Source organism: Arthrobacter sp. TE12232 (genome assembly GCF_054062615.1).
On record NZ_JBSSFK010000001.1, the window covers coordinates 2,629,591 to 2,652,932 of the forward strand.

At 68.0% G+C, this 23,342-nt stretch carries 26 protein-coding genes and 1 pseudogene; 22 read left to right on the forward strand and 5 right to left on the reverse strand.

What is annotated here, in order from left to right:
* Window positions 1-2: 2 nt before the first annotated feature.
* Window positions 3-344 carry a metal-sensitive transcriptional regulator gene (locus ACVWZ7_RS11650; protein WP_344364844.1) on the reverse strand — a complete coding sequence of 114 codons (342 nt, stop codon included), beginning with the start codon at window positions 342-344 and terminating at the stop codon, window positions 3-5.
* Window positions 345-560: 216 nt separating this feature from the next.
* Entirely contained in the window at window positions 561-1,055 is a 495-nt protein-coding gene (locus ACVWZ7_RS11655) for a universal stress protein (protein WP_456507928.1), read from the reverse strand.
* 149 nt (window positions 1,056-1,204) lie between these two features.
* Here ACVWZ7_RS11655 and ACVWZ7_RS11660 point away from each other — a divergent pair, with 149 nt between their 5' ends.
* From ACVWZ7_RS11660 to ACVWZ7_RS11670, 3 genes are all read left to right on the forward strand, one after another.
* A complete protein-coding gene (locus ACVWZ7_RS11660; RefSeq protein ID WP_091248826.1) occupies window positions 1,205-1,387 on the forward strand; it encodes a hypothetical protein in 183 nt (60 codons plus the stop codon).
* A gap of 88 nt (window positions 1,388-1,475) precedes the next feature.
* Window positions 1,476-2,600 (forward strand): WD40/YVTN/BNR-like repeat-containing protein, encoded by a 1,125-nt coding sequence (locus ACVWZ7_RS11665; RefSeq protein ID WP_344364840.1) that lies wholly within the window; start codon window positions 1,476-1,478, stop codon window positions 2,598-2,600.
* A gap of 30 nt (window positions 2,601-2,630) precedes the next feature.
* The gene (locus ACVWZ7_RS11670) at window positions 2,631-2,957 is read left to right on the forward strand and encodes a MoaD/ThiS family protein (RefSeq protein WP_344365300.1); all 327 of its coding nucleotides are present in this window, start codon (window positions 2,631-2,633) and stop codon (window positions 2,955-2,957) included.
* 4 nt (window positions 2,958-2,961) lie between these two features.
* On the opposite strand, the gene ACVWZ7_RS11675 is transcribed toward ACVWZ7_RS11670, so the two are convergent.
* Window positions 2,962-3,198: a hypothetical protein gene (locus ACVWZ7_RS11675; RefSeq protein ID WP_116766757.1), complete on the reverse strand. Its 237-nt coding sequence runs from the start codon at window positions 3,196-3,198 to the stop codon at window positions 2,962-2,964.
* A 286-nt stretch (window positions 3,199-3,484) separates the two neighbouring features.
* Entirely contained in the window at window positions 3,485-4,798 is a 1,314-nt protein-coding gene (locus ACVWZ7_RS11680) for an MFS transporter (RefSeq protein WP_116766756.1), read from the reverse strand.
* A 225-nt stretch (window positions 4,799-5,023) separates the two neighbouring features.
* Here ACVWZ7_RS11680 and ACVWZ7_RS11685 point away from each other — a divergent pair, with 225 nt between their 5' ends.
* From ACVWZ7_RS11685 to ACVWZ7_RS11740, 12 genes are all read left to right on the forward strand, one after another.
* On the forward strand, window positions 5,024-5,866 hold the full coding sequence (locus tag ACVWZ7_RS11685) for an IclR family transcriptional regulator (protein WP_456507929.1): 843 nt from the start codon (window positions 5,024-5,026) through the stop codon (window positions 5,864-5,866).
* A 184-nt stretch (window positions 5,867-6,050) separates the two neighbouring features.
* The gene (locus ACVWZ7_RS11690; RefSeq protein WP_344364833.1) at window positions 6,051-6,932 is read left to right on the forward strand and encodes a shikimate dehydrogenase; all 882 of its coding nucleotides are present in this window, start codon (window positions 6,051-6,053) and stop codon (window positions 6,930-6,932) included.
* On the forward strand, window positions 6,932-8,926 hold the full coding sequence (locus ACVWZ7_RS11695) for a TIM barrel protein (protein ID WP_456507930.1): 1,995 nt from the start codon (window positions 6,932-6,934) through the stop codon (window positions 8,924-8,926). The genes ACVWZ7_RS11690 and ACVWZ7_RS11695 overlap by 1 nt, the downstream gene beginning before the upstream one ends.
* Before the next feature lie 42 nt (window positions 8,927-8,968).
* The gene (pcaH, locus tag ACVWZ7_RS11700) at window positions 8,969-9,865 is read left to right on the forward strand and encodes a protocatechuate 3,4-dioxygenase subunit beta (RefSeq protein ID WP_456507931.1); all 897 of its coding nucleotides are present in this window, start codon (window positions 8,969-8,971) and stop codon (window positions 9,863-9,865) included.
* Window positions 9,858-10,448, forward strand: coding sequence for a protocatechuate 3,4-dioxygenase subunit alpha (pcaG, locus tag ACVWZ7_RS11705; protein ID WP_456507932.1), 591 nt, complete (start codon window positions 9,858-9,860; stop codon window positions 10,446-10,448). Before pcaH ends, pcaG begins: the two co-directional genes overlap by 8 nt.
* Window positions 10,445-11,995, forward strand: coding sequence for a lyase family protein (locus ACVWZ7_RS11710; protein WP_456507933.1), 1,551 nt, complete (start codon window positions 10,445-10,447; stop codon window positions 11,993-11,995). Before pcaG ends, ACVWZ7_RS11710 begins: the two co-directional genes overlap by 4 nt.
* Window positions 11,988-12,806, forward strand: coding sequence for an alpha/beta fold hydrolase (locus tag ACVWZ7_RS11715; RefSeq protein ID WP_456507934.1), 819 nt, complete (start codon window positions 11,988-11,990; stop codon window positions 12,804-12,806). Before ACVWZ7_RS11710 ends, ACVWZ7_RS11715 begins: the two co-directional genes overlap by 8 nt.
* The gene (pcaC, locus tag ACVWZ7_RS11720; protein WP_344364820.1) at window positions 12,803-13,273 is read left to right on the forward strand and encodes a 4-carboxymuconolactone decarboxylase; all 471 of its coding nucleotides are present in this window, start codon (window positions 12,803-12,805) and stop codon (window positions 13,271-13,273) included. Before ACVWZ7_RS11715 ends, pcaC begins: the two co-directional genes overlap by 4 nt.
* Window positions 13,270-14,469: a thiolase family protein gene (locus ACVWZ7_RS11725; protein WP_456507935.1), complete on the forward strand. Its 1,200-nt coding sequence runs from the start codon at window positions 13,270-13,272 to the stop codon at window positions 14,467-14,469. The genes pcaC and ACVWZ7_RS11725 overlap by 4 nt, the downstream gene beginning before the upstream one ends.
* Window positions 14,470-14,521: 52 nt before the next feature.
* Entirely contained in the window at window positions 14,522-15,181 is a 660-nt protein-coding gene (locus ACVWZ7_RS11730; protein ID WP_344364815.1) for a 3-oxoacid CoA-transferase subunit A, read from the forward strand.
* Window position 15,182: 1 nt separating this feature from the next.
* On the forward strand, window positions 15,183-15,884 hold the full coding sequence (locus tag ACVWZ7_RS11735; protein WP_456507936.1) for a 3-oxoacid CoA-transferase subunit B: 702 nt from the start codon (window positions 15,183-15,185) through the stop codon (window positions 15,882-15,884).
* Between the two features lie 60 nt (window positions 15,885-15,944).
* The gene (locus ACVWZ7_RS11740) at window positions 15,945-16,751 is read left to right on the forward strand and encodes an IclR family transcriptional regulator domain-containing protein (RefSeq protein WP_456507937.1); all 807 of its coding nucleotides are present in this window, start codon (window positions 15,945-15,947) and stop codon (window positions 16,749-16,751) included.
* A gap of 26 nt (window positions 16,752-16,777) precedes the next feature.
* On the opposite strand, the gene ACVWZ7_RS11745 is transcribed toward ACVWZ7_RS11740, so the two are convergent.
* On the reverse strand, window positions 16,778-17,014 hold the full coding sequence (locus tag ACVWZ7_RS11745) for a hypothetical protein (RefSeq protein WP_116766744.1): 237 nt from the start codon (window positions 17,012-17,014) through the stop codon (window positions 16,778-16,780).
* A 172-nt stretch (window positions 17,015-17,186) separates the two neighbouring features.
* On the opposite strand from ACVWZ7_RS11745, the gene ACVWZ7_RS11750 reads away from it, so the two are divergent.
* The 7 genes and pseudogenes from ACVWZ7_RS11750 (at window position 17,187) to ACVWZ7_RS11780 (ending at window position 23,329) form a co-directional block, all read left to right on the forward strand.
* Window positions 17,187-18,137, forward strand: coding sequence for a diacylglycerol/lipid kinase family protein (locus tag ACVWZ7_RS11750; protein ID WP_456507938.1), 951 nt, complete (start codon window positions 17,187-17,189; stop codon window positions 18,135-18,137).
* Window positions 18,138-18,316: 179 nt separating this feature from the next.
* Window positions 18,317-19,387, forward strand: a complete 1,071-nt coding sequence (locus ACVWZ7_RS11755) for a Gfo/Idh/MocA family protein (protein WP_456509102.1) — start codon at window positions 18,317-18,319, stop codon at window positions 19,385-19,387.
* A complete protein-coding gene (locus tag ACVWZ7_RS11760) occupies window positions 19,384-20,379 on the forward strand; it encodes an NAD-dependent epimerase/dehydratase family protein (RefSeq protein ID WP_344364800.1) in 996 nt (331 codons plus the stop codon). Before ACVWZ7_RS11755 ends, ACVWZ7_RS11760 begins: the two co-directional genes overlap by 4 nt.
* Before the next feature lie 50 nt (window positions 20,380-20,429).
* Window positions 20,430-21,560 (forward strand): DegT/DnrJ/EryC1/StrS family aminotransferase, encoded by a 1,131-nt coding sequence (locus ACVWZ7_RS11765; protein ID WP_456509103.1) that lies wholly within the window; start codon window positions 20,430-20,432, stop codon window positions 21,558-21,560.
* Window positions 21,553-22,209 (forward strand): NeuD/PglB/VioB family sugar acetyltransferase, encoded by a 657-nt coding sequence (locus ACVWZ7_RS11770; protein ID WP_456507939.1) that lies wholly within the window; start codon window positions 21,553-21,555, stop codon window positions 22,207-22,209. The genes ACVWZ7_RS11765 and ACVWZ7_RS11770 overlap by 8 nt, the downstream gene beginning before the upstream one ends.
* 37 nt (window positions 22,210-22,246) lie before the next feature.
* Window positions 22,247-22,651, forward strand: a pseudogene (locus tag ACVWZ7_RS11775) (VanZ family protein); the annotation flags it as partial.
* Between the two features lie 81 nt (window positions 22,652-22,732).
* Window positions 22,733-23,329, forward strand: coding sequence for an acyltransferase (locus ACVWZ7_RS11780; RefSeq protein WP_344365292.1), 597 nt, complete (start codon window positions 22,733-22,735; stop codon window positions 23,327-23,329).
* Window positions 23,330-23,342: the final 13 nt, after the last annotated feature.

Genomic DNA, 23,342 nt, shown 5'->3' on the forward strand with positions numbered 1-23,342 from the left:
TCTTAGCGCAGGAGGCGGCCGATGGCATCGGCGGCCTCTTTGACTTTGAAATCGATGGCTTCGGCCCGCAGTTCCGGATCCGGCTCCGAGGCGGCGCCGACGACGCAGTGGCCGATGTGCTCTTCCACGAGCCCCAGGCTCACCGCGTGCAGGGCTTTGGTGACGGCGGCAACCTGGGTGAGGATGTCGATGCAGTATTTGTCCTCATCAACCATGCGGGCGATGCCTCGCACCTGGCCTTCGATCCGCTTGAGCCGGCGCAGGTAGGCCTCCTTATTGGAGGTGTAGCCGCGCTCCTCGTGGGGCGCCAGGGGGGCTGTGACGGGAACTTCGGACTCGCTCATGCCCTCAACATATACCCCCTAGGGGTATGTTTTCAAGCGTTCGGGGCGGCCCGGCGGTGAATTCGGCGCATGGCGGAAATTAAAGAGCTCCGGAGTGCGTTATTGGGGGATACGCACTCCGGAGCAGCTATTGGGTAGGCGGTTCATCCGGCCTACGTATCGAGCTTACTCGGCGGTAGTGGGATAGCGCCAGCACCCCGAATAACTACTTTCGCTTTATTTTCCTGCCGCCGGAACGATCAGGATTGGATGCTCCTGATGGTGGCTCAGCCATGCCGCCACGGAGCCATTGAGCGCCGCCGAAATGCGGTGGCCGAGTCCGGGTTCCGGGGTCCCCACCACGATCATGAGCGCGTTCGTCTCGGTGGCCAGCCTGCCGATCGCCCGGGCCGGGTCGCCCGCCAGGGTGCGCAGGCACCAGTCGATGCCCAGGCCGCCGCAGCTTGCCTCAATGGTGGAGCGCAGCTCCTGGGTTGTCGCCCGGATCTCGTCGTTGTCCGTGTCCGGATGCAGCGACAGTCGGTGCGCGGACCGCTCAGGATCCCACTCCACGAGGTAGCTGGCCTCGTCCACATACGCGCAGACCAGAGGCGCGGCGAGGCGCTTGGCAAGCGCTCCCGCGGTCTGCAGCACCTCGGGATGCTGTCCCGGAAGCACGGCCACCACGACGGGCGAGGGCCCGGCGGCGGACTCGGCGGACTCGGCAGACATACTTCATTCTTGCCCGGCGGTGTCGCATTGAACAGGGACTTACTTCCCGGTCCCGCGGCCGGACCCGTTGCGGTGCCGGTCCCGGCGCATCCCTTGTACACCCCGGGGGCGGGGCCTACGGTTGAAGAACACAGGAGGAGGTGGCTGCCGTGGAGATCTATATGTGGTGGCTGGATCTGGATTTGGCGAGTAAGGAATGGCTCCGGGAAAACCTCCGGACCATCGAGCTGCCCGAGACCGTCAAGCGGGGGATCTTCGACGCCGGCGGCGCCGGATCATTGACGGACGCGGACTGGGACTTTATCGAGACGCAGTCGGAGTTCGTCGACTGACGGCGGGGCCCGGCACGCCGGCGCACCGTCCCGGGACCACGGCGGCATCGCAAGAAAACCGTTGCGGCCTTCCGGTGCGGGTGGTTGCATGGGGGGCATGGCTACTGCAGAGAGTTATATCCTGGCGATCGGCACCAAGAAGGGTCTGTGGCTGGCGACCAGCCCGGACCGGAGGGAATGGTCCCTGTCCGGGCCGCATTTTCTGATGAGTGAAGTGCCCAGCATCGGCATCGACAGCCGCGGCGGGCGGACCCGGATCCTGGTGGGGGTCCGCTCCGAGCACTGGGGTCCCACCGTCTTTCACTCGGATGACCTGGGCGGGACGTGGGAGGAGCCCGAAAACGGCGCCATCACGTTCCCCGACGGCACGGACGCCGCCTTGGAGCGAATCTGGCAGATCCACCCCGATGCCGAGTCCCGGCCCGGCGTCGTCTGGGCAGGGTGCGAGCCGATCTCCGTCTGGAAATCGACCGATGGCGGCGAGCACTTCGAGCTCAACCGCGGCCTCTGGGATCATCCGCACCGCAGCGAATGGGGTGCCGGCTATGGCGGCGCCGCGGCCCACTCGATCGTCGTTGACCCCACGGGCGAGAAAGTTCACGTCGCCATGAGCACAGGCGGGGTCTACCGCTCGCTCGACGGCGGAGCTTCCTGGGAACCCCGCAACAGGGGGATTTCCGCCTACTTCATGCCGGACCCCAACCCGGAATTCGGCCAGTGCGTCCACAAGATCGCGGCGGACGCCGCCGTCGACGGCCGCCTGTATGCGCAGAACCACCACGGCGTGTACCGCAGCGACGACGACGCCGAATCGTGGGAATCGATCGCCGAAGGGCTCCCGGCGGACTTCGGCTTTGTGATGCTGACGCACCCGCGCCGGGCCGGTACGGCCTGGGTGATCCCGCTGAAGGCCGACGGCGAGCGGATTCCGCCGGACGGCAAGCTGGCGGTGCACCGGACGGACGACGCCGGTGCCAGCTGGAAGCGGCTCGACTCCGGTCTGCCGGACCCCGAGTACAACGCCGTGCTGCGCGATGCTGCGTGCGTCGACGAGGCCGAGCCCGCCGGCGTCTACTTCGGAACGCGGGGCGGCAGCGTCTATGCCAGTGCCGACGAGGGGGAGCACTTCAGCGAAGTGGCCTCGCACCTGCCGGACGTGCTGTGCGTGCGGGCTGCCACGGTTTCCGCTGCCCTGCTCCCGATGCAGCTGTGAGCCAGTGCAGCCGTGAAGGGCTGGAAACGCATGAACGGCGTCGTGACTAACGGCGTGCCCGTGCCGGCGGATTCCGCGATCAGTGTGGTCCTGCCGAGCGTCCTCCAACCGCTGGCCGGCGGGCAGTCCATCCTGACTGCGCCCGCGGAGGAAGCGGTGACGGTGGAGTGGGTGCTCGATACGGTGACCGGGGATTATCCGGCGCTGTCGCGGCGGTTGCGGGATGAAACCGGAACCGTTCGCCGTTACGTGAATATATACGTCAACGGGAATGAGATCCGGCGGCTGCAGGGCTTGGTGACGACGGTGGCACCGGGCCAGGAAGTCCTGATCATCCAGTCCGTGGCGGGAGGCTGACGCTTCAGGCGACCCGCCAGACGGTGCATTCGTCCGCGTTGATGGCCTTCCGCATGCCGGAATGGCGGTCCATGATCCAGACGACGCCGATTCCGGGCGCCGTCTCCTGGACGCGGCCGCGGCGGATCACGACATCGTCGTAGTTCGGGCCGACGCGCAAACGGGCCTCGATCTCGTCGCCGCGGTGCAGCTGGTCGAGGGCACGGATACGGGTTACATGGGCTTTCGCTTCCTTCAACATGACGGGGCCTCCTGGACTGGAGTTGGTGCCTGCTCTTGCCGGCCCTTCCAGTGTCCTGCGCCAATGTTGCGTCCGCGTTTCAGTGCGGTAAGGGGACGGTTAGTTTTCGGCGGCGGCCCGATTTCCGGCCCCGGCTCCGGTCCGATTCTTGCTCCGATGGCCGCCTGGGCACGTTCTTTGACCGCCTGCACGCGCGACGGCGGCCCGCCCCCGAAGGGACGGGCCGCCGTCGTAGGTGCGGAACTTCCGGTTGAGCGCGGTGCCGGTCAGGAGCGCCGCGGCCGGACTACTTGACGCCGAGCTGCTTGGTGGGCACCTTGAAGGTTTCCTTGGCCGTCAGGGCCGCAATGGTGGCGATCAGGCAGATGACTGCGGTGAAGATGCTGATCTGGACCCAGCCGCCGGGCTGGATGCCGCCCATGGCCGCCACGATCGCGGGGGCGAAACCCGCCATGAGGAAGCCCAGCTGGGTGCCGATGGCGAGGCCGGAGAAGCGGACGTTGGTGCTGAACATCTCGGCGTAGAAGGAGGGCCAGACCGCGTTGGCGGCAGCGTAGCCGAAGGAGAAGAACGCGATTGCCGTAAGGAACATGAGCGGGACGTTGCCGGACTCGAGGCTCAGCAGGAAGACCGGGGTCAGGGCTGCGCTGGACAGTGCGCCGTAGATGAAGACCGGCTTCCGGCCTATCTTGTCGGCGAGCATGCCGAAGAGCGGCTGGGTGCCCAGGGCCATGAAGTTGGCGCCGACGACGAGCCAGAGCGTGGTGGTGCCGTCCACGCCGGCAACGTTCTTGGCGTAGCTGATGGCCAGGGTCCCGAAGACCGTGGACACGGCGGCGATGAAGGCGCAGGCGATGACGCGGAGGACATCGCGCCAGTGGCCCTTGAGGAGGTCGGCCACCGGGAGCTTGGAGATCTGCGCGGTCTTCCGGGCTTCCTCGAATGCCGGCGGTTCGTGCAGGGTGCGGCGGATGAAGAACGCGACCAGCACAACCACGGCGCTGAGCCAGAACGGGATGCGCCAGCCGATGCTGTACTTGATGTCATCGGGCAGCGCCAGGACGGGGATGAAGACGAGGGCAGCGAGGATCTGGCCGCCCTGGGTGCCCGTGAGCGTCCAGGAGGTGAAGAACGAGCGACGGTTGTCCGGGGCGTGCTCCAGCGTCATCGAAGACGCACCGGCCTGCTCACCGGCCGCGGAGAAGCCCTGGCAGAGACGTGCCAGCACCAGCAGGACAGGGGCCCACCAGCCCACCGTCTTGAAGTCCGGAAGGCAGCCGATGACGAAGGTGGAGGCCCCCATCAGCAGGAGCGTGAACATGAGGACCTTCCGGCGGCCGATCCTGTCGCCGAAGTGGCCCAGGACGACGGCGCCGATCGGGCGGGCAATGTAGGCGAAGCCGAAAGTGGCGAACGACATGATCGCCGCGTTGGTGTCGGCGTCGGGGAAGAAAACATGCGGGAAGATCAGTGCCGCTGCCGAACCGAAGATGAAGAAGTCGTAGTACTCGACGGCGCTGCCCAGGAAGCTGGCAAGGGCCGCCTTCTTCGGCGTCCCTCCCGTGGTGGTGCCCGTCGCGGACGGGAGAGTCTGGCTCATGGTGTTCCTTTTGTGTGACGACGTTGTCGCGGATGGATCAGGAATGTCTCGACTGCCGCTTGCTTAAGTTTGGTGCAGCCGGAGGTCCGTGGAAAGACCCGGACTAGTAGCCACATGGTGGAAGCTACTTGTGCGATGTAGCAATCATGACTGTGAGCGTAGTCACCTGTCAAGAAAAATAATCACCATCTAGAAATAGTTCTCACTATGTGGGAGCATCGTTGTATGAGTGTGAATCAAGGCACAGAAGAGTCCGCCGTCTCCGCCGCCCCGGGGGAGGCCCTTGTGAGGCCTGCCAAGGCCGCCAAGGAGGACTCGCGGACGGACATGGTGGGGAAGGCCCTGGGCCTGCTGGTTCTCCTGGGCGACGAGCCGCGCGGCGCCAGCGCCGCCGAGATCTCCCGCCGGGCCGATCTGCCGTTCAGCACCACGTACCGCCTGCTCGGCTCGCTGACGCGGGACGGCTTCGTGGACTACGAGTCCGACGGGCGCCGCTACCACCTGGGCCTGCGCGTCTTCCAGCTTGGCCAGCGGGTTTCCAATCATCACGGCTTTGCGGGCACGGCACTTCCCATCCTGCGCCGGGTGACCGAGGAAACGGGCGAGGCCACCATTCTTTCCGTGCGTGACGGCATCCACCATCTGACGGTGAATAAGGTGGATGGCCCGCGAACCTTCCGCGTCACCAGCGATCCCGGCCATCTGGGGGCGCTGCACACCACCTCGGTGGGCAAGGCGCTGGTGGCGTTCGCCGATGACGCCACCCGCGCCCAGCTTCTCGATGAACTGCCCCTCGATCCGCTGACAGAGCATTCCATTACCGATCGCGACGCGTTCCGGGCGGAGATCGAACTGGTCCGCCGCCGTGGCTACGCCACGATGGACGAGGAAAACGAGGCCGGCATGCGCGCCGTCGCGGTTCCGGTGTTCAACGCCCAAGGTCACGCGTTTGCCTCCCTCGCCACGGCCGTGCCGGTGTTCCGGCTCAGCATGGAGGACCTGGTGGCCTGTGTGCCCCTGCTCCAGTCGGCCGCAGCTGAGCTCTCGGCCCGGCTGCCCCAGCGGTGACGTGCTCCGCCCGCCGCCCGGGGGTGCCTCGGGATGGCAGGCGCCGTCGTAATAATATGTTCGTCATTCGAACAAGTGTGCAACATGTGAACAAAGTCTGTAGTGTAATCCCCATCACCCGGCCCGCCGCGGACGCCTCAAGCGCCACGGCTCGCCGAGTGCAGTTGTCAAAGGAGCTAACCGGATGAGCAATCGAGCAGAATCCTTCCTCGTGGGACTCGTGGGAGACGGTGTCATGCCGTCCCTCACGCCCTACATGCATGAACGCGAAGGTGACGTCCAGGGCCTCCGGTACCTCTACCGCCCCATCGACCTGATCGAACTTGGCCTGCCCGGTCAGGCCGTGGGGGAGCTGCTGTCCGGTGCCCGGAGCCTCGGGTTCAACGGACTGAACATCACCCACCCCTGCAAGCAGCTCGTGCTCGACTACCTTGACGAGGTCTCCGCCGACGCCCGGCGACTCGGCGCCGTCAACACCGTGGTCATCCGGGACGGCCGCTTCATCGGGCATAACACCGACTTTTCCGGCTTCGCGGCGGCCCTGGCCTCCGGCCTCCCCGGGGCCGCCCTGGACCGTGTGGTCCAGCTGGGAGCCGGCGGCGCGGGATCCGCCGTCGCCTACGCCCTGCTCACGGCGGGTGTCCGGGAACTGGACCTCGTGGACACGGATGCGGCGCGCTGCGCCGCCCGGGCTGCCGAGCTCGCCGGGTTCTTCCCGGACCGGACGGTCACGGCCCGCACGACGGCGGAGCTGCCGCAGCTCATGCCCCGGGCCGACGGCCTGGTGCACTGCACCCCGGTGGGCATGGCCGCCCATCCGGGTGTTCCGCTGGACATGTCCCTCGTGGAGTCCCGGCACTGGGTGGCCGACATCGTGTACCGGCCGATCGAAACCGAGCTCGTCCGCGCGGCCCGGGCCAAGGGCTGCGACGTCCTTGACGGCGGCCGGATGGCGGTGGGGCAGGCCGCGGACGCGTTCCGGATCTTCACCGGGCGGGAGCCCGACGCGGACCGCATGCGCTCCCACTTCCTGGAACTCGTGGCCGCGGAAGAGGTGGCAGCCTGATGCGCACCGGAATCGCGACCGTCTGCCTCTCCGGCACCCTGCGGGAAAAAATGCAGGCCTGTGCGGTTGCCGGCTTTGACGGCATTGAAATCTTCGAACAGGACCTCGTCACGTCATCGCTGAGCCCGGAGGATGTCCGGAAGCTGGCCGCCGACCTCGGACTCACGCTGGACCTCTACCAGCCGTTCCGCGACTTCGACAGCGTTCCCGAGGACTTGCTCGCCGCCAATCTGCGCCGCGCGGACGCCAAGTTCCGGCTCATGTCCCGGCTGGGCATGGACACCATGCTGCTGTGCTCCAACGTGGGCACGGCCACGATCGACGACGACGAACTCCGGGCCGCCCAGCTCTCCCGGCTCGCGGACCTCGCGGGCGAACACGGTGTCAAGGTCGCCTACGAGGCCCTGGCCTGGGGCAAATACGTCAGCGACTACGAGCACGCCCACCGGCTGGTTGACATGGTGGACCACCCCCATCTGGGCACCTGCCTGGACTCCTTCCATATCCTCTCCCGCGGCTGGGACACCGCGCCGATTGAGGCTTTCAACCCGGCGAAAATCTTCTTCGTCCAGGTGGCCGATGCCCCCAAGCTGACGATGGACGTGCTGTCCTGGAGCCGGCACTACCGGGTGTTCCCGGGCGAGGGCCAGTTCGACCTTCCCAAGTTCATGGGCCACGTGGTCCGCGCCGGCTATACCGGACCGGTATCGCTGGAAGTGTTCAACGACGTGTTCCGCCAGTCCGACGTCGAACGCACGGCTATCGATGCCATGCGGTCGCTGATCTGGCTCGAAGAGCAGAGCGCCCGATGGCTCGAGGCCAACCCGGCCGCGGCTGAAAGCGGTGCGGCCGGCACTGCGGCCCGGCGCCGTTACCCGATGGAGCTTGCCACGCTTCCCCGGGTGGCCGAGCCCGCCGGCTTCAACTTCGCCGAAGTCCGGGCCGGGGACACCGCCGGCCTGGAAACGCTGCTCAGCCAGCTGGGATTTGCGTTCAACGGGCGCCATCGCACCAAGAACGTGCAATTGTGGACCATGGGCCGCGCCCGCTTGATCATCAACGAAGAACCCGCCGCCGGTCAGCACGCGGCCGCCGCCGCTGCCATTTCCACTGCTATTTCGGCCGTGGGGTTCGACGTCGACTCTCCCGTCATCGCCGCCGCCCGCGCCCAGCAGCTCAAGGCCCCCGCGGTGCCGCGCAAGAGCCAGGCCAACGAGGAAGTCTTCCAGGGTTTCGCAGCGCCGGACTCCACCGAGATCTTCCTCTGCCAGGGCAGCCCGGACGGCGCGGCAGCCTGGGTCGGCGAATTCGGGGAGCCTCATGAACCCGGCAACGCACGGCCTCCCGTTGTTGCAGCCGGCGGAACCGCTCCCGCCGCGGGCCCCGCAGCCGGTGCCGTGATTGACCACGTGAACCTCGCCCAGCCGTGGCAGCACTTCGACGAGGCCGTGCTGTTCTACACGAGCGCCCTCGCGCTGGAACCGCAGCCGTATGCCGAGGTGGCGAGCCCCACCGGGCTGGTCCGCTCCCAGGTGATGCTCACCGAGGACCGGGGCGTCCGCCTGGTGCTGAACCTGGCACCGCTGCTGCAGCAGGAGGCCGCCGGAACAAAAGAACCCGGCGAGTCCGGGACCGGCCACCGCCGCACCTACCAGGAGCACGTGGCCTTCGCCGTGACTGACCTCGTGGCCACCGCCCGCGCCGCCCGGGACCGCGGCCTGGACTTCCTGCAGATTCCGGCGAACTACTACGAGGACCTCGACGCCCGGTTCGCCCTGGACCCGGACTTCCTGGCCACGCTCCGCGAGCTCAACCTGCTCTATGACCGTGATGCCGACGGCGAATTCCTGCATTTCTACACGGCCACCGTAGGCAGCGTGTTTTTCGAAATGGTGGAACGCCGCGGCGCCTACGACGGCTACGGCGCTCCGAACGCACCCGTGCGGCACGCCGTCCAGTACGACCACCTGCACCAGCTGACACGCAGTTCCTGATCCCCACCCGACCAACAATCACACCCAGGAAAGGAGGTTGCTGTGCCTGAAGAATTGAACCTCGAGATCTTCAACGCCGACCCGATCACCGAAGACGTGTCCGACGAAGCCATGGAGGCCGCACCAAAGACGTACGCGCCGCTCGATGCCGCCGCAGAGCCGCAGGCGGACCTCAGCGCCGAGATGAAGGCGATCGGCGAAGCGTACGCGCAGGCCCTCAAAGGCGGAGCCCCGGCCGAAACCCAGCCGCGGCTCGACTACGCGCCGTACCGCAGCAGCGTCCTGCGCCACCCCACCAAGGATCTGCACCACGCGGATCCGGAAACCATCGAACTGTACTCGCCGGCGTTCGGGCACATGGACGTGCACGCGCTGGAAGCAGACCTGACCATCGCGCACAACGGCGAGCCGCTCGGCGAACGCATCGTGGTCTCCGGCCGGGTGCTCGACGGCGACGGACGCCCCGTCGCCGGCCAGCTTGTCGAAATCTGGCAGGCGAACTCCGCCGGGCGCTACATCCACAAGCGTGACCAGCACCCTGCACCGCTGGATCCCAACTTCACCGGCGTCGGCCGCTGCATCACGGGCGCGGACGGCTCCTACAGCTTCACCACCATCAAGCCCGGCGCCTACCCGTGGAAGAACCACCTCAATGCCTGGCGGCCGGCCCACATCCACTTCTCCCTGTTCGGGCAGGAGTTCACCCAGCGGATCGTCACCCAGATGTACTTCCCCGGTGACCAACTGTTCCCGCTGGACCCGATCTACCAGTCGATCGTGGACCAGGATGCCCGCGACCGGCTCGTGGCCACCTACAACCACGAGCAGACCAAGCCTGAATGGGCTCTGGCGTACAACTGGGACATCGTCCTGACCGGGTCCAAGCGGACCTGGACCGAAAACGAGGCATTGGGCGCAGGAGGCGATGAGGATGAATAGCAACGCCGTGGGTAAACTCACCCCGACACCGGGCCAGACCGTGGGGCCGTTCTATGGCTACGCCCTGCCCTTCGCCAAGGACCGCGAGCTCCTGGCTCCCGGATCCCCGGGTTCCATCCGGCTCCAGGGCACCGTCTATGACGGCGCCGGGCACCCGATCCCGGACGCGATCCTGGAGATCTGGCAGGCCGACGCGGACGGCAGGGTCCCGCACCGCACTGGCTCCCTGGTCCGGGACGGCTACACCTTCACCGGCTTCGGCCGCAGCGCTGTCGGCAACACCGGCGCCTTCACCTTCACCACGGTGAACCCCGGCCCCACCGAGGAGGGCGCGGCGCCGTTCATCGCCGTCGCAGTCTTTGCCCGGGGCCTGATTAACCGCCTTTTCACCCGCGTCTACCTGCCGGAAGACGAGGAAGCCCTGGCCAAGGATCCGCTGCTCAGTTCGCTTGACCCGGACCGCCGCGAGACCCTGATCGCGCGCCGGGATCCCGACGGCGGCCTGACCTGGGACATCCGCCTCCAAGGCGACGGCGAGACCGTGTTCCTGGATTTCAGCGACGTCGAGGGTGCCTCGAAGTGACCTCCTTCGAGACCGGCGGCGGCGCCGGCCTGCACGGCGACTTTGGCCTGCTGAACCCCGTGTCGGCGTCGCCCCTGGTGACGGCGCTGACCGGGGACCGTGCAGTGCTCGCCGCCATCCTGGAGGTCGAGGCGGCCTGGGCGGCGGTCCTGGATGAGGCGGGCCTCGCCCCGGCCGGGTCCGCAGCGGTGGTGGCCACGGCCGCGCAGGTGCAGCGGTACGACGTCGCAGACATCGCCGTGCGCGCTCAGGGCGGGGGAAACCCGGTCATCCCGCTGCTCGCTGACCTCCGTGAACAGGTCAGGGCCCTGGACGGCGCCGGCCTTGGCGCGGTACGGGCCGTCCACACGTCGCTGACCAGCCAGGACGTCCTCGACTCGGCCCTGATGGTGCTCGCCACCAGGGCCGTGCGCGAGCTGCTCACCGAGCTCACGGCGGCGACGTCGGCCCTCGCCGGCCTGGCCGAAGCCCATGCCCGGACGCTCTGCGTGGGCCGCAGCCTGACCCAGCACTCGCTGCCCTTCAGCTTCGGGCTCCGGGCCGCGCAGTGGTTTGCCGGGCTGGCCGCCGCCGGCCGCCGGCTCGAAGCACTCGAACTGCCGGTCCAGACCGGCGGCGCCGCCGGGACCCTGGCCGCCGGCACTGTACTGACGTCCGGCGCTGCACTGACGTCCGGCACCGGGCTCATCGCCGGGCCGCTGTCACCCTTCGATCTCTCCGACCGGCTGGCCGCCCGCCTCGGACTCGCCACCGTTCCGGCGCCCTGGCACACCAACCGTGTTGCCGTGACCTCGCTCGGCGATGCCCTGGCCACCGTGACGGACGCTGCCGGAAAGATTGCCGCCGACGTCCTGTTCCTGAGCCGGCCGGAAGTGGCCGAGCTCGCCGAACCGCGTGCCGCGGGCCGCGGCGTGTCCTCGGCCATGCCGCAGAAGCAGAACCCGGTGCTGTCCGTTCTGATCCGCAGCGCCGCCCTGCAGGCGCCGGCCTTGGGCGCCCAACTGCACCTTGCCGCCGCCAATTTCAACGACGAGCGACCCGACGGAGCCTGGCACAGCGAATGGGCGGCCCTGCGCCAACTGCTGCGCCTGGCCCTCGGCGCCGCGGGACAGCTCCGCGAACTGGCCGAAGGGCTGCAGGTGTTCCCCGGTTCCATGCGACGCAACCTCGACCTCGCCGGCCCGCTGCTTCTCTCCGAAGCCGTCAACTCCGCCGTCGCGCCGCTTCTGGACGCCCGCAGCGCCGGGGCGGGACCGGGCCGTGCCGGCAAGCAACTACTGCAGGAGGTCGTCGACCAGACCCTCCAGGCCCCGGCCTCGGAGCAGGCGGCCATCTACCGGAAACTGCTCCGGGCGGCCGTCCCTGAGGAACTGCTCGCGGACAGCCGGCTTGAGGAGCTCCTGGACCCGGCCAACTACCTCGGCCAGGCCGTTGAGATCACCCGCCGCATCCTCGCTGCGTACCCGGAATACGCCGCCGGCCCGGCCTCACCCGAATATGACCGTGCCACCGCCCACCAACTCCAGAACGGAGCCTCCCGTGGCTAGACCTACCGTCAAAGCAGTCCTGCTCTCGCCCCAGCGCGCGCTCGGCGACAAGCCCCTCCTGATCGTGGGGCCCTCGCTCGGAACGTCCTCCCTGCTGTGGAGCCAGGCCGGCACCCTGCTGGGGTCCGACGTCGACGTCGTGGCCTGGGACCTGCCCGGCCACGGCGTCTCGCCCGCGGCGCAAGAGACGTTCACTGTCGCTGAACTGGCCGACGCCGTGATCGGCCTGGTCGATTCGATCGCCCCCGGCGCACGCTTCCACTACGCCGGGGTGTCGCTCGGCGGGGCCACCGGCCTGCAACTGGGCATTAAGCACGGCGACCGGCTCAAGAGCCTCTCCGTGCAGTGCTCCGGCGCGAAGCTCGGCACTCCCGAGGGCTGGCTGGAACGGGCCGAGACTGTGCGCACCCAGGGAACCCCGGTGATGATCCAGGGCTCCGCTCAGCGCTGGTTCGCCCCGGGGTTCATGGACCGTCAGCCGGAGCTCAGCGGCCGGCTCCTGCACACCCTCCGTGACGCCGACCGCTTCAGCTACGCCTTCTGCTGCGAGGCCCTGGCGGGCTTTGACGTCCGGGACCAGCTCGGCACCATCCGCGTCCCCACCCAGGTGATTGCCGGCGCCCTGGACTCCGTGGCTCCGCCCTCGATGGCCGAGGAAGTGGCCGCGGGCATCACCGCCGGCGGCGGCACCGCCACGGCCGTCAGCCTGGAGGGCGTGGCACACCTGGCCCCGTTCGAGGCACCTGCCCACGTTGCCGATCTACTCAAGAGCCTCATCACCTGGACCGAGACCCAAGGAGCCGGCGAATGAGCGGCCCCGAGCTCGACGGACCCCGGCGAAACGGCGTAGTCCAGCCCGGCGCGACAAGCCAGGAAATCTACGACGGCGGCATGAAAGTCCGCCGTGAAGTCCTCGGCGCCGCGCACGTGGACCGTGCCAACGCCAGCAAGGATTCCTTCACCGAGGACTTCCAGGACATGATCACCAGGATCGCCTGGGGCGGCATCTGGACCCGGCCCGGGATCAGCCGGCAGATGCGTTCCGCCGTCACCATCACCGCCATGGTGGCGCACGGGCACTGGGAAGAACTGGCCATGCATATCCGCGCCGCCATCACCAACGGCCTGAGCCGGGATGAGATCAAGGAAATCCTGCTCCAGACCGCCATCTACTGCGGAGTCCCCTCCGCCAACACCGCCTTCAAGACCGCCCAGCAGGTGTTCCATTCCATGGACAACGAAGCAATGGAAACTGCAGAAATGGACGACGAATCATGAACCAGGCCTTTATTTACGATGCCGTGCGGACGCCGTTCGGGAAGTTCGGCGGCGGGCTCGCGGCCGTGCGTCCGGATGATCTTGCCGCGCACGTGATCCGCGAGGCGGTGAAGCGTACCCCGGGCCTCGATGTCGAGCGGATTGACGAGGTGGTGTTCGGCAACGCGAACGGCGCGGGCGAGGAAAACCGCAACGTCGCCCGGATGGGCACCCTGCTGGCGGGGCTGCCGGTCTCAATCCCGGGCACCTCGGTCAACCGGCTGTGCGGATCCTCGCTGGACGCGGCGATCATCGCCTCCCGGCAGATCAACACCGGTGACGCCGAGCTCATGCTGGTCGGCGGCGTCGAGTCGATGTCCCGCGCTCCTTGGGTGCTGCCCAAGACCGAGAAGCCCTACCCGGCCGGGGACCTGACCCTGGCCTCAACCACGCTGGGCTGGCGCCTGGTGAACCAGGCCATGCCGGCGGACTGGACCATCTCCCTGGGCGAGGCCACCGAACGGCTGGCCGAGAAGTACGGGATCACCCGCGCGGCGCAGGACGAGTTCTCCGCGGCCTCCCACAACCTGGCCGCCGCGGCGTGGGACGAGGGCTTCTATGACCGCCTGGTCACCCCGGTTCCGGGCACGGACCTGGTCCGCGACGAAGGCATCCGGGCGGGTTCCTCTGCGGAGAAGCTCGCAGGGCTCAAGACCGTGTTCCGGACCGTGAACGGCACCGTCACCGCCGGGAACGCCTCGCCGCTCTCCGATGGCGCGTCGGCGGCGTGGCTGGGATCCGAGAGGGCCGCAGGGCTGCTGGGGATGGACCCGCTGGCCCGGATCGCGGGGCGCGGCGCGCACGCGAACGATCCCCAGTTCTTCGGCTACGCCCCGGTTGAGGCCGCGAACAAGGCCCTCGCGAAGGCCGGGATCGGCTGGGACGAGGTCGGCGCCGTCGAACTGAACGAGGCGTTCGCCGCGCAGTCCCTGGCGTGCATCAACGCCTGGGGCATCGACCCGTCCATGGTGAACCGGCACGGCGGCGCGATCGCGATGGGCCACCCGCTGGGCGCCTCGGGCGGCCGGATCCTGGGCACCCTGGCCCGCACCCTGCTGGCCACCGGGGAACGCTGGGGCGTCGCCGCGATCTGCATCGGCGTCGGCCAGGGCCTCGCCGTCGTCCTCGAAAACGTCACCACCGCCGCATTGGCATAACCCGTCGGCCTAACCCGCCGGCCTAACCCGCCGGCCCAAGGAGAACACAGCCATGCTGAATTTCATTGACACTGTCGGCGAGGCCGTCGCCGGCATCAAGGACGGCTCCACCGTCATGATCGGCGGCTTCGGCAACGCCGGCCAGCCGTTCGAACTCATCGACGCGCTGCTGGAGTGCGGCGCCACCGACCTCACCGTGGTGAACAACAACGCCGGCCAGGGCGACCAGGGCCTGGCCCTGCTGATCAAGGAGGGTCGGGTGAAGAAAATGATCTGCTCCTTCCCCCGCCAGTCTGACTCCTGGCACTTCGACGCCAAATACAAGGCCGGGCAGATCGAGCTCGAACTCGTCCCGCAGGGGAACCTCGCCGAGCGGATCCGCGCCGCCGGCGCCGGGATCGGCGGCTTCTTCACGCCCACCGGCTACGGCACCATGCTCGCCGAGGGCAAGGAAACCCGCTTCCTGGACGGCAAGTGGCAGGTGTTCGAGACCCCGATCCACGCCGACGTCGCCCTCATCAAGGCGCTCACGGCCGACGGCAAGGGCAACCTCGTCTACCGCAAGACGGCCCGGAACTTCGGCCCCATTATGGCCGCCGCGGCCACACACAGCATTGTCCAGGTCTCCGAGATCGTGCCCACGGGCGGCCTGGACCCGGAGGTCATCGTGACCCCCGGAATCTACATCAACAGCATTGTGAAGGTGGCCTGAGATGAGCATCCCGACAAATGACCAGGCAAGTGTCCGGACCATCCAGACGTCCGACAAGCCTCTGGGCCGTGACGACCTCGCCCGCCTCGTGGCAAAGGACATCACGCCCGGATCCTTCGTGAACCTCGGCATTGGCCAGCCCACCCTGGTCTCCAATTATCTGCAGCCGGAGCAGAACGTCACGCTCCACACCGAGAACGGCATGCTCGGCATGGGCCCGGAAGCCACCGGGGACCAGATCGACGGCGACCTCATCAACGCCGGCAAGATCCCCGTGACCGAACTGCCCGGGGCATCCTACTTCCACCACGCGGACTCCTTCGCGATCATGCGCGGCGGGCACCTAGATATCTGCGTGCTCGGCGCCTTCCAGGTCTCCGCCACGGGCGACCTCGCCAACTGGCACACCGGCGCCCCGGACGCGATCCCCGCCGTCGGCGGTGCCATGGATCTCGCCACCGGTGCCAAGGACGTCTTCGTCATGATGACGCTCCTGACCCGCGACGGCGCGTCCAAGCTGGTGGAGACGTGCACCTACCCGCTCACCGGGATCGGCTGCGTGACCCGCGTCTACACCGACAAAGCCGTCTTCCTGACCGGACCCGATGGCGTCCAGGTCCGGGAAACCTTTGGTTGCACCCTCGAGGAACTCCAGGACATGGTTCCCGTCCCGCTCCGGGCCGCGTCCGCGGACGGAAGCTGACGGCCCTGCACGGGGATACCCTGCGCCCGGATAAAGTGATGCGGGACCGGGAGGCGAGAAATGATTGAGGCAGCCAAGAGCGGCGGCGCGCCCGCGGCCAGCGACCAGTACGTGCAGTCGCTGGCACGCGGGCTCGCCGTGATCCGCGCCTTCGATACCGAACACCCCAAGATGACGCTGACCGAGGTCGCGGCCCGGACCGAACTGACCCGGGCCACGGCCCGGCGGTTCCTGCACACCCTCGTGGAACTGGGCTACGTCCGCACCGACGGCAAGATCTTCGCCCTGACCGCCAAGGTGCTGCAACTCGGCTACGCCTACTTGTCCGGGTTGTCCCTTCCCCAGCTCGCCCAACCGCACCTGGAGAAACTCTCGCTCGAACTGGGGGAGTCGACGTCGGCCGCGGTGCTCGAAGGCACCGACATCGCCTACGTCGCCCGGGTATCCACCCGGCGGATCATGACCGTCGGGATCACGGTGGGCACCCGCTTCCCCGCCTACGCGACCTCGATGGGCCGGGTGCTGCTCGCGGCCCTGCCGCCGGCCCAGCTGGATGAGTACCTCGCGGCCGCCGAGATCCGGCCCCTCACGCCCGGGGCCATCGGGACGCGGGCTGACCTCCTGGCGGAACTGGACACGGTCCGCGCCCAGGGCTGGTGCCTGCTGAACCAGGAACTGGAGCTGGGACTGATGTCCATCGCGGCGCCCGTCCACGACGGACCCAAGGTGGTGGCAGCCGTCAACGTCTCGCTACAGGCCCAAACGGTGTCCGCTCAGCCCGACCCCGGGGCCTATCTGGCTGCGGTACGTGAAGCGACTCTGGCCACGGCAGAACTCATCTCAGAGGACCTGACCTCCGGCCGATGAAGCCCCCTTGAGGACCGGCCAGCCGGTCAGGCAGGCGGACCTGAGATGGGCCCCGTTGAAACCCGGATCGTGACGCCCGCGGGATCGTCACTGATTTTCAGGTGCAGATCCCGGCCCACCAGCAAGGTGTGGATGTCGTCGCTGCCTTCCGGCGCGATCTGCTCGGCCAGCCGCGTGACGGCCAGTGCCATGGCCCGGCCCCAGTCGTGGGGATCCATGCTGGATGATTCAGCGGTCGCTGAATACTTCTCTGGTTCAGTCATCTGCCCCCGCTTTCGGTGTCCGGAGCGTCGGCTCCGGCACATCAGGAGGCCCAGTCTAGTGACACCGCCCAGCCGGCGTCCACGAATCCCGCCAGCCCTGCACAGATTGCGCGGGCACTCCGGCTAGGATTTCACTTCGGGACCTCTCCCGCCATTCGCCCCGAAGGACGCCATGACTGAGAACAACACCGCGACGTCGGAGACCCCGGACAGCACAGGGTCCAGGCGCGCCGCCGTGGTCATCAACCCCATGAAGTCACCCGGAGAGAGCTTCCGCGCCTCCTTCTTCCGCCTGTGCGAGACCCAGGGCTGGGCCGAGCCGCTCTGGCTGGAGACCACCAAGGAAGACACCGGCCTCGGCCAGGCCCGCGAGGCCTTGGAGGCGGGAGTCGACGTCGTGATCGCCGCGGGCGGCGACGGAACAGTCCGCTGTGTGGCGGAGGTCCTTGCGGGCACCGGGACTCCGATGGGCCTGGTACCGATGGGCACCGGCAATCTGCTGGCCCGCAACCTCGGGGTCGACATCACCGACCCCGTGGCCGCCAGCTACGACGTCCTGAGCGGCACGGACGCCAAAGTGGACGTGGTGAAGGCCAGGCTGGACCACGCCGAGGAGGAGCACACCTTCCTTGTCATGGCAGGACTTGGGTACGACGCCGCGATCATGGCCAACACCGTGGATCAGCTCAAGGACCGCGTGGGCTGGCTCGCCTATGTCGAAGCGGGCATCCGGCACCTGCCGGGCAAGCCCATCAGGGCGAAGATCAGCATTGACGGCCAGCACCCGGTGCGGCGCCGGATCCGCAGCGTCATGGTCGGAAACTGCGGCAAGATCATGGGCGGCGTGGAGATCTTCCCCGACGCCAAGGTCGACGACGGCATCCTCGACGTCGTGATCCTGGCCCCCGTCGGCCGGTTCGGCTGGCTGGGCGTGCTGGCCGGCGTCTTCGGCCGGAACAACCCCAAGAACTCCTCGGTCGAGTACTTCGCCGGAAAGTCAGCCGAGATCGAGCTCGCCCACGAGCAGGAATTCCAGCTCGACGGCGACCCCCTCGGCAAGGCCAAACACCTCAGTGTCACGGTGGAACACGAGGCACTCACGGTCCGGATGACGGCCGTCTAGCTGGGGGCCAACCGAGTACTACCCGGACGCTGAGCCGAACGGTCGTTCGCAAAGGCAAGTAATCAGCACTCGTGACGGGCGGCACGGGCACCGGCTTGTATAGGCAGTGGCATCACAGAGATGCTGCCGTCTAGCAGTAGGGGTTGGCCGTGGCGATTCCATCCGAAGAATCCGAGCTCATGGCCTCGCCGGCCCCTCTCCGGGTCGCCGTCATAGGCGCAGGCTACTGGGGACCCAACCTGGCCCGCAATTTCAAGGCGGCACCCGACTGGGAACTGGCGGCCATCGTGGACATGGACCGCGCCCGGGCCGCTAAACTCGCCGCAGCACACGGCGACGTCGCCGTCTGCGGATCCGTCCAGGAGCTCCTGGACACGGTCGACGTCGACGCCGTCGCCATCGCGACACCGGCCCACACCCACCACGGCATCGCCCTCACGGCACTGCGTGCCGGAAAGCACGTCCTGGTTGAAAAGCCGCTCGCGGACGCCCGGGCCAAGGGCCTGGAAATGGTCGCCGAAGCCGAGACCCGCGGCCTGGTCCTGATGGCGGACCACACGTACTGCTACACCCCGGCCGTCCTGAAGATCCGGGAACTGATCGCCGACGGCTCCCTGGGCGAAATCCTGTTCATCGACTCCGTCCGGATCAACCTTGGGCTCGTCCAGCCGGACGTGGACGTCTTCTGGGACCTTGCCCCGCACGACTTGTCCATCCTCGACTTCATCCTTCCCGGCGGCCTCAGGCCGGCCGAAGTGTCCGCTCACGGCGCGGATCCGCTCGGCACCGGCAATGCCTGCGTGGGCCACCTGACCTTCGCACTGTCCGGCGGCGGGATGGCCCATGTGCACGTGAACTGGCTCAGCCCCACCAAAATCAGGCAGCTGGTGGTCGGCGGTTCCCGGCGCACGCTGGTCTGGGACGACCTGAACCCGCAGCAGCGGCTCAGCGTGTACGACCGGGGGGTCAGCCTGGACGCCCAGTCGCGGTCCGCGGCGGAGCGGAAGGCATCGGCCATTTCTTACCGGCTGGGTGACACCTGGTCCCCGGCCCTGCCCGAACACGAGGCACTCGGCCAGATGGTGGCCGAATTCGCCAGCAGTATTTGGCAGCAGCGGCCCGCACGGACCAGCGGGGCCGCCGGGCTCCGCGTACTTTCGGTGCTGGAGGCAGTCAGCAGCAGCCTCGGCGCGGCCGGGCGGCCCGCCGCCGTAACAGGGAACGAATTTCAGCTGGAAGGAACACGATGAGCACACTGCAAGGGGCCACGGTCCTGGTGACCGGCGGGGCCGGAACCATCGGGTCCACAATTGTTGACCATTTGCTCGCCGCCGGAGCCGGGCGGATCGACGTCCTCGACAACCTCGTCCGCGGACGCCGCGCCAATCTCGATGACGCCATGGAAAGCGGGCGGGTGCACCTGGTCGAAGGCGACCTCCGCGACCGGGACCTCGTCCACGACCTCACCCGCGGCACCGACATCGTGTTCCATCAGGCCGCCATCCGGATCACCCAGTGCGCCGAAGAACCCCGGCTCGCCCTGGAAGTCCTCGTGGACGGAAGCTTCAATGTGCTCGAGGCCGCGGCCGAACACCGGGTGGACAAGCTCATTGCCGCCTCCAGCGCCTCCGTCTACGGCATGGCAGAGGAGTTTCCGACCACCGAACGCCACCACCACCACAACAACGACACCTTTTACGGAGCGGCCAAGTCCTTCAACGAAGGCATGGCCCGCAGCTTCCGGGCCATGACCGGGCTGGACTATGTCCTGCTGCGCTACTTCAACGTCTACGGGCCCCGGATGGACGTCCACGGCCTGTACACCGAGGTGCTGGTGCGCTGGATGGAGCGGATCGCGGACGGCCAGCCGCCGCTGATTTTCGGTGACGGGTTGCAGACCATGGACTTTGTCCACACCCGGGACATCGCGCGGGCCAACATTCTGGCCGCGGGAAGCGGAATCCGCGAGGGCGTGTACAACGTCGCCAGCGGTTCCGAGACGAGCCTGCTGGAACTCGCCGAGGCGCTCCTGAGGGCGATGGATTCGGGCCTGCAGGTCGAACACGGCCCGGACCGCGCCGTCAATGGCGTCGTCCGCCGGCTGGCGGACACGACGGCGGCAGAACGTGATCTCGGCTTCACCGCCGAAACCGGGCTGGAGGAGGGGCTGCGCGAACTCGTCGACTGGTGGCGTCCGCTGCGCGGCGAGATCGCCGCCGCCCGGGTGGGAGGCGTCCGGTGACCATCGAGCAGGACCAGCTCCAAGACCAGGTGCTGAGCCGGATCAATGTCATGAAGCCGTGGCTAGGAACCGAGGAAGCCGAGGCCGTTGCCGAGGTGATCGCCTCCGGCTGGGTGGCGCAGGGCCCCCGGGTGACCAGGTTCGAGGACGCTTTTGCCGCAGCGCAACAGGCGCCGCACGCCGTCGCCGTCTCCAACTGCACCACCGCACTGCATCTGGCGTTGAAAGTTGCCGGCATCGGGCCCGACGACGACGTCGTGGTTCCCTCCCTTTCCTTCATTGCCACCGCCAATGCCGCCACGTACGTCGGGGCCCGGCCGGTGTTTGCCGACGTCGAAGCGGACACCGGGAACGTGTCCGCACGCAGCCTCGCGGCGGCCCTGACCCCGGCCACCCGGGCCGTGATCGTCGTGGACCAGGGCGGCATGCCTGTGGACCTCGACCCGATCCGCGAGCTCTGCGACCCACTGGGTATCACGGTGATCGAGGATTCCGCCTGCGGGGCAGGATCCACCTACCGGGGGCGTCCGGTCGGGGCGGGGGCCGAGCTCGCCGCCTGGTCCTTCCATCCCCGCAAAATCCTCACAACAGGCGAGGGCGGCATGTTGACCACCAAGAACCCGGAGTGGGCCGCCCGCGCGCGCCAGTTGCGGGAACATTCCATGAGCGTGTCGGCAAACGACCGGCATGCAGCGCTGCTCGCCCCGGCCGAAGAGTATCTGGAGATCGGCTTCAACTACCGAATGACGGATCTGCAGGCGGCCGTCGGGCTCGTGCAGCTGGGCCGGCTTCAGGAAGCCGTCGCCCGGCGCCGCGGAATTGTCGCCGGCTACCGGGCTGCCCTGGCCGATCTCGACGGCCTGCGGTTCAGCCAGGATCCCGCCTATGGCACCAGCAATTTCCAGTCGTTCTGGTTCGAGGTCCTGCCGGACTTCGGGCTGGGAAGGGAGGAGTTGCTCGCTCATCTCGCCCGCGACGGCATCTCGGCGCGGCGCGGCATCATGGCGGCGCACCGGCAGCCGGCCTACGCCGGACGGGACACCGGCACGGCCGATTTGTCCGTGACGGAACGGCTCACGGACAACACCGTCATTCTTCCCGTCTACCACCAGTTGACGCCGGACGAGCAGTTCCGGGTAATCCAATCCCTTCGGATGGCCGGCGGGCGGAACCATGGATGAGCTGCTCCTCATCGCCGCGAGCGGCCTGGCGCGTGAAGTGCTCGCCGCGGTCCGCGAGGGCGGACGATTCAATGTCATCGGGATCCTAGACGACGACGCCGGCAGGGCCGGAACCGTCGTGGACGGTGCCCGCATCCTTGGCCCGGCCAGCGACGCCCTCCGCTATCCGGAAGCCGGCATCGTGGTGTGCGTCGGCGCCGGCAGAGGACGCGCCCGGATTGTGGAGCGGCTGGCCGCCCTCGGCGTCCCGGACCGCAGATACGCCACGGTCCTCGATCCTTCTGTCCGGATCCCGGCTGGATGCACGATCGGCCGCGGCAGCGTCTTGCTGGGCCACGTCACCCTGACCGCCGGGGTGACGCTTGGTGAGCACGTGGTGGCGATGCCTGGCGTGACGTTCACTCACGACGACGTCGTGGAGGACTTCGCCACGTTCGCCGCCGGGGTTTCGCTCGGCGGCGGTGTCAGGGTCGGGCGCGGCGCCTACCTGGGCATGAACGCCAGCGTGCGGGAAGGCTCCTCGGTGGGTGCGGGCGCCACCGTCGGCATGGGCGCGGCCGTCCTGGCCGACGTGCCCGAGGACGAGACGTGGGTGGGCGTGCCGGCACGGGTCTTACGGGCCGGAATTCAGAGCGGAACGGCGGCCTAGCCCCATGGGAATCCGCACTACAGCCCCAGATCAAGTGATGCGTGCACCGCAAAACCTCCACCCGAACGCGCGCCACGGAGTGCTCGTGCTGCTGACCCTCTATCTGGCAGCCCTCGGTTGCATCGGTTTCTGGCCCACGCCGGTGGACCGGCCCCTCTCCGGCTTCCTGAACGACATTCTCTCGGCCTTGCAGGAGCACAGACTGACAGCTGGAATCGACTACCACGTTGTGGAGGGCACGGCCAACGTCCTTCTCTTCATCCCACTTGGCCTCTTCCTGGCCCTCTTGTTGCCGGTGCGTAAGTGGTGGTTGGCTGCTCTGGCCGGCCTCTTCACTTCCGCGGCGATTGAAGCTGTCCAGTTCCTGCTGCTCAGTCAGCGCCAGGCCAGCATCCGGGACGTCATCAACAACTCCCTCGGCGCGTTGCTGGGCGCCCTGATCATCAGGCTGGCGCGCACCCGGCCCCGGGCAGCGAAACCTCAGCCAACCCCCAGTCCAGGAACCCCCGACGGCAGGAACGACATGACAACGGTGGCCAACTCAGCAGACGTGGCCGAAACGGCCAGCATCGGTGAGGGCACCCGCATCTGGCATCTTGCCCAGATCCGCGAGGACGCGGTTCTGGGCAAGAACTGCAACATCGGCCGTGGCGCGTACGTCGGACCGGGAGTGGAGGTGGGGGATAACTGCAAGCTGCAAAACTATGCGCTGGTCTATGAGCCCGCCCGCCTGGCCGACGGCGTCTTCGTCGGCCCTGCAGCAGTGCTGACCAATGATCTGCACCCGAGGGCCATCACCCCCGACGGCACGCTCAAGGGCTCGGACGACTGGGTGGCCGTCGGGGTCAGCATCGGCAAAGGGGCCTCCATCGGCGCCCGTGCCGTGTGCATCGCCCCCGCCTGCATCGGCGAGTGGGCCACCGTGGCGGCAGGCGCCGTCGTGACCAAGGATGTACCAGCCTTCGCCGTGGTTGCCGGCGTGCCGGCACGCCAGATGGGCTGGGTGGGGGAGGCCGGGCAGCCGTTGAAGCAGGACGACGGCGGAAGCTGGCTCTGCCCGGTCACCGGGCGCCGGTACGTCGAATCCAACGGGCAGCTACGGCCCGAGAAGATCTCCTGAGGGAGCGAAGACT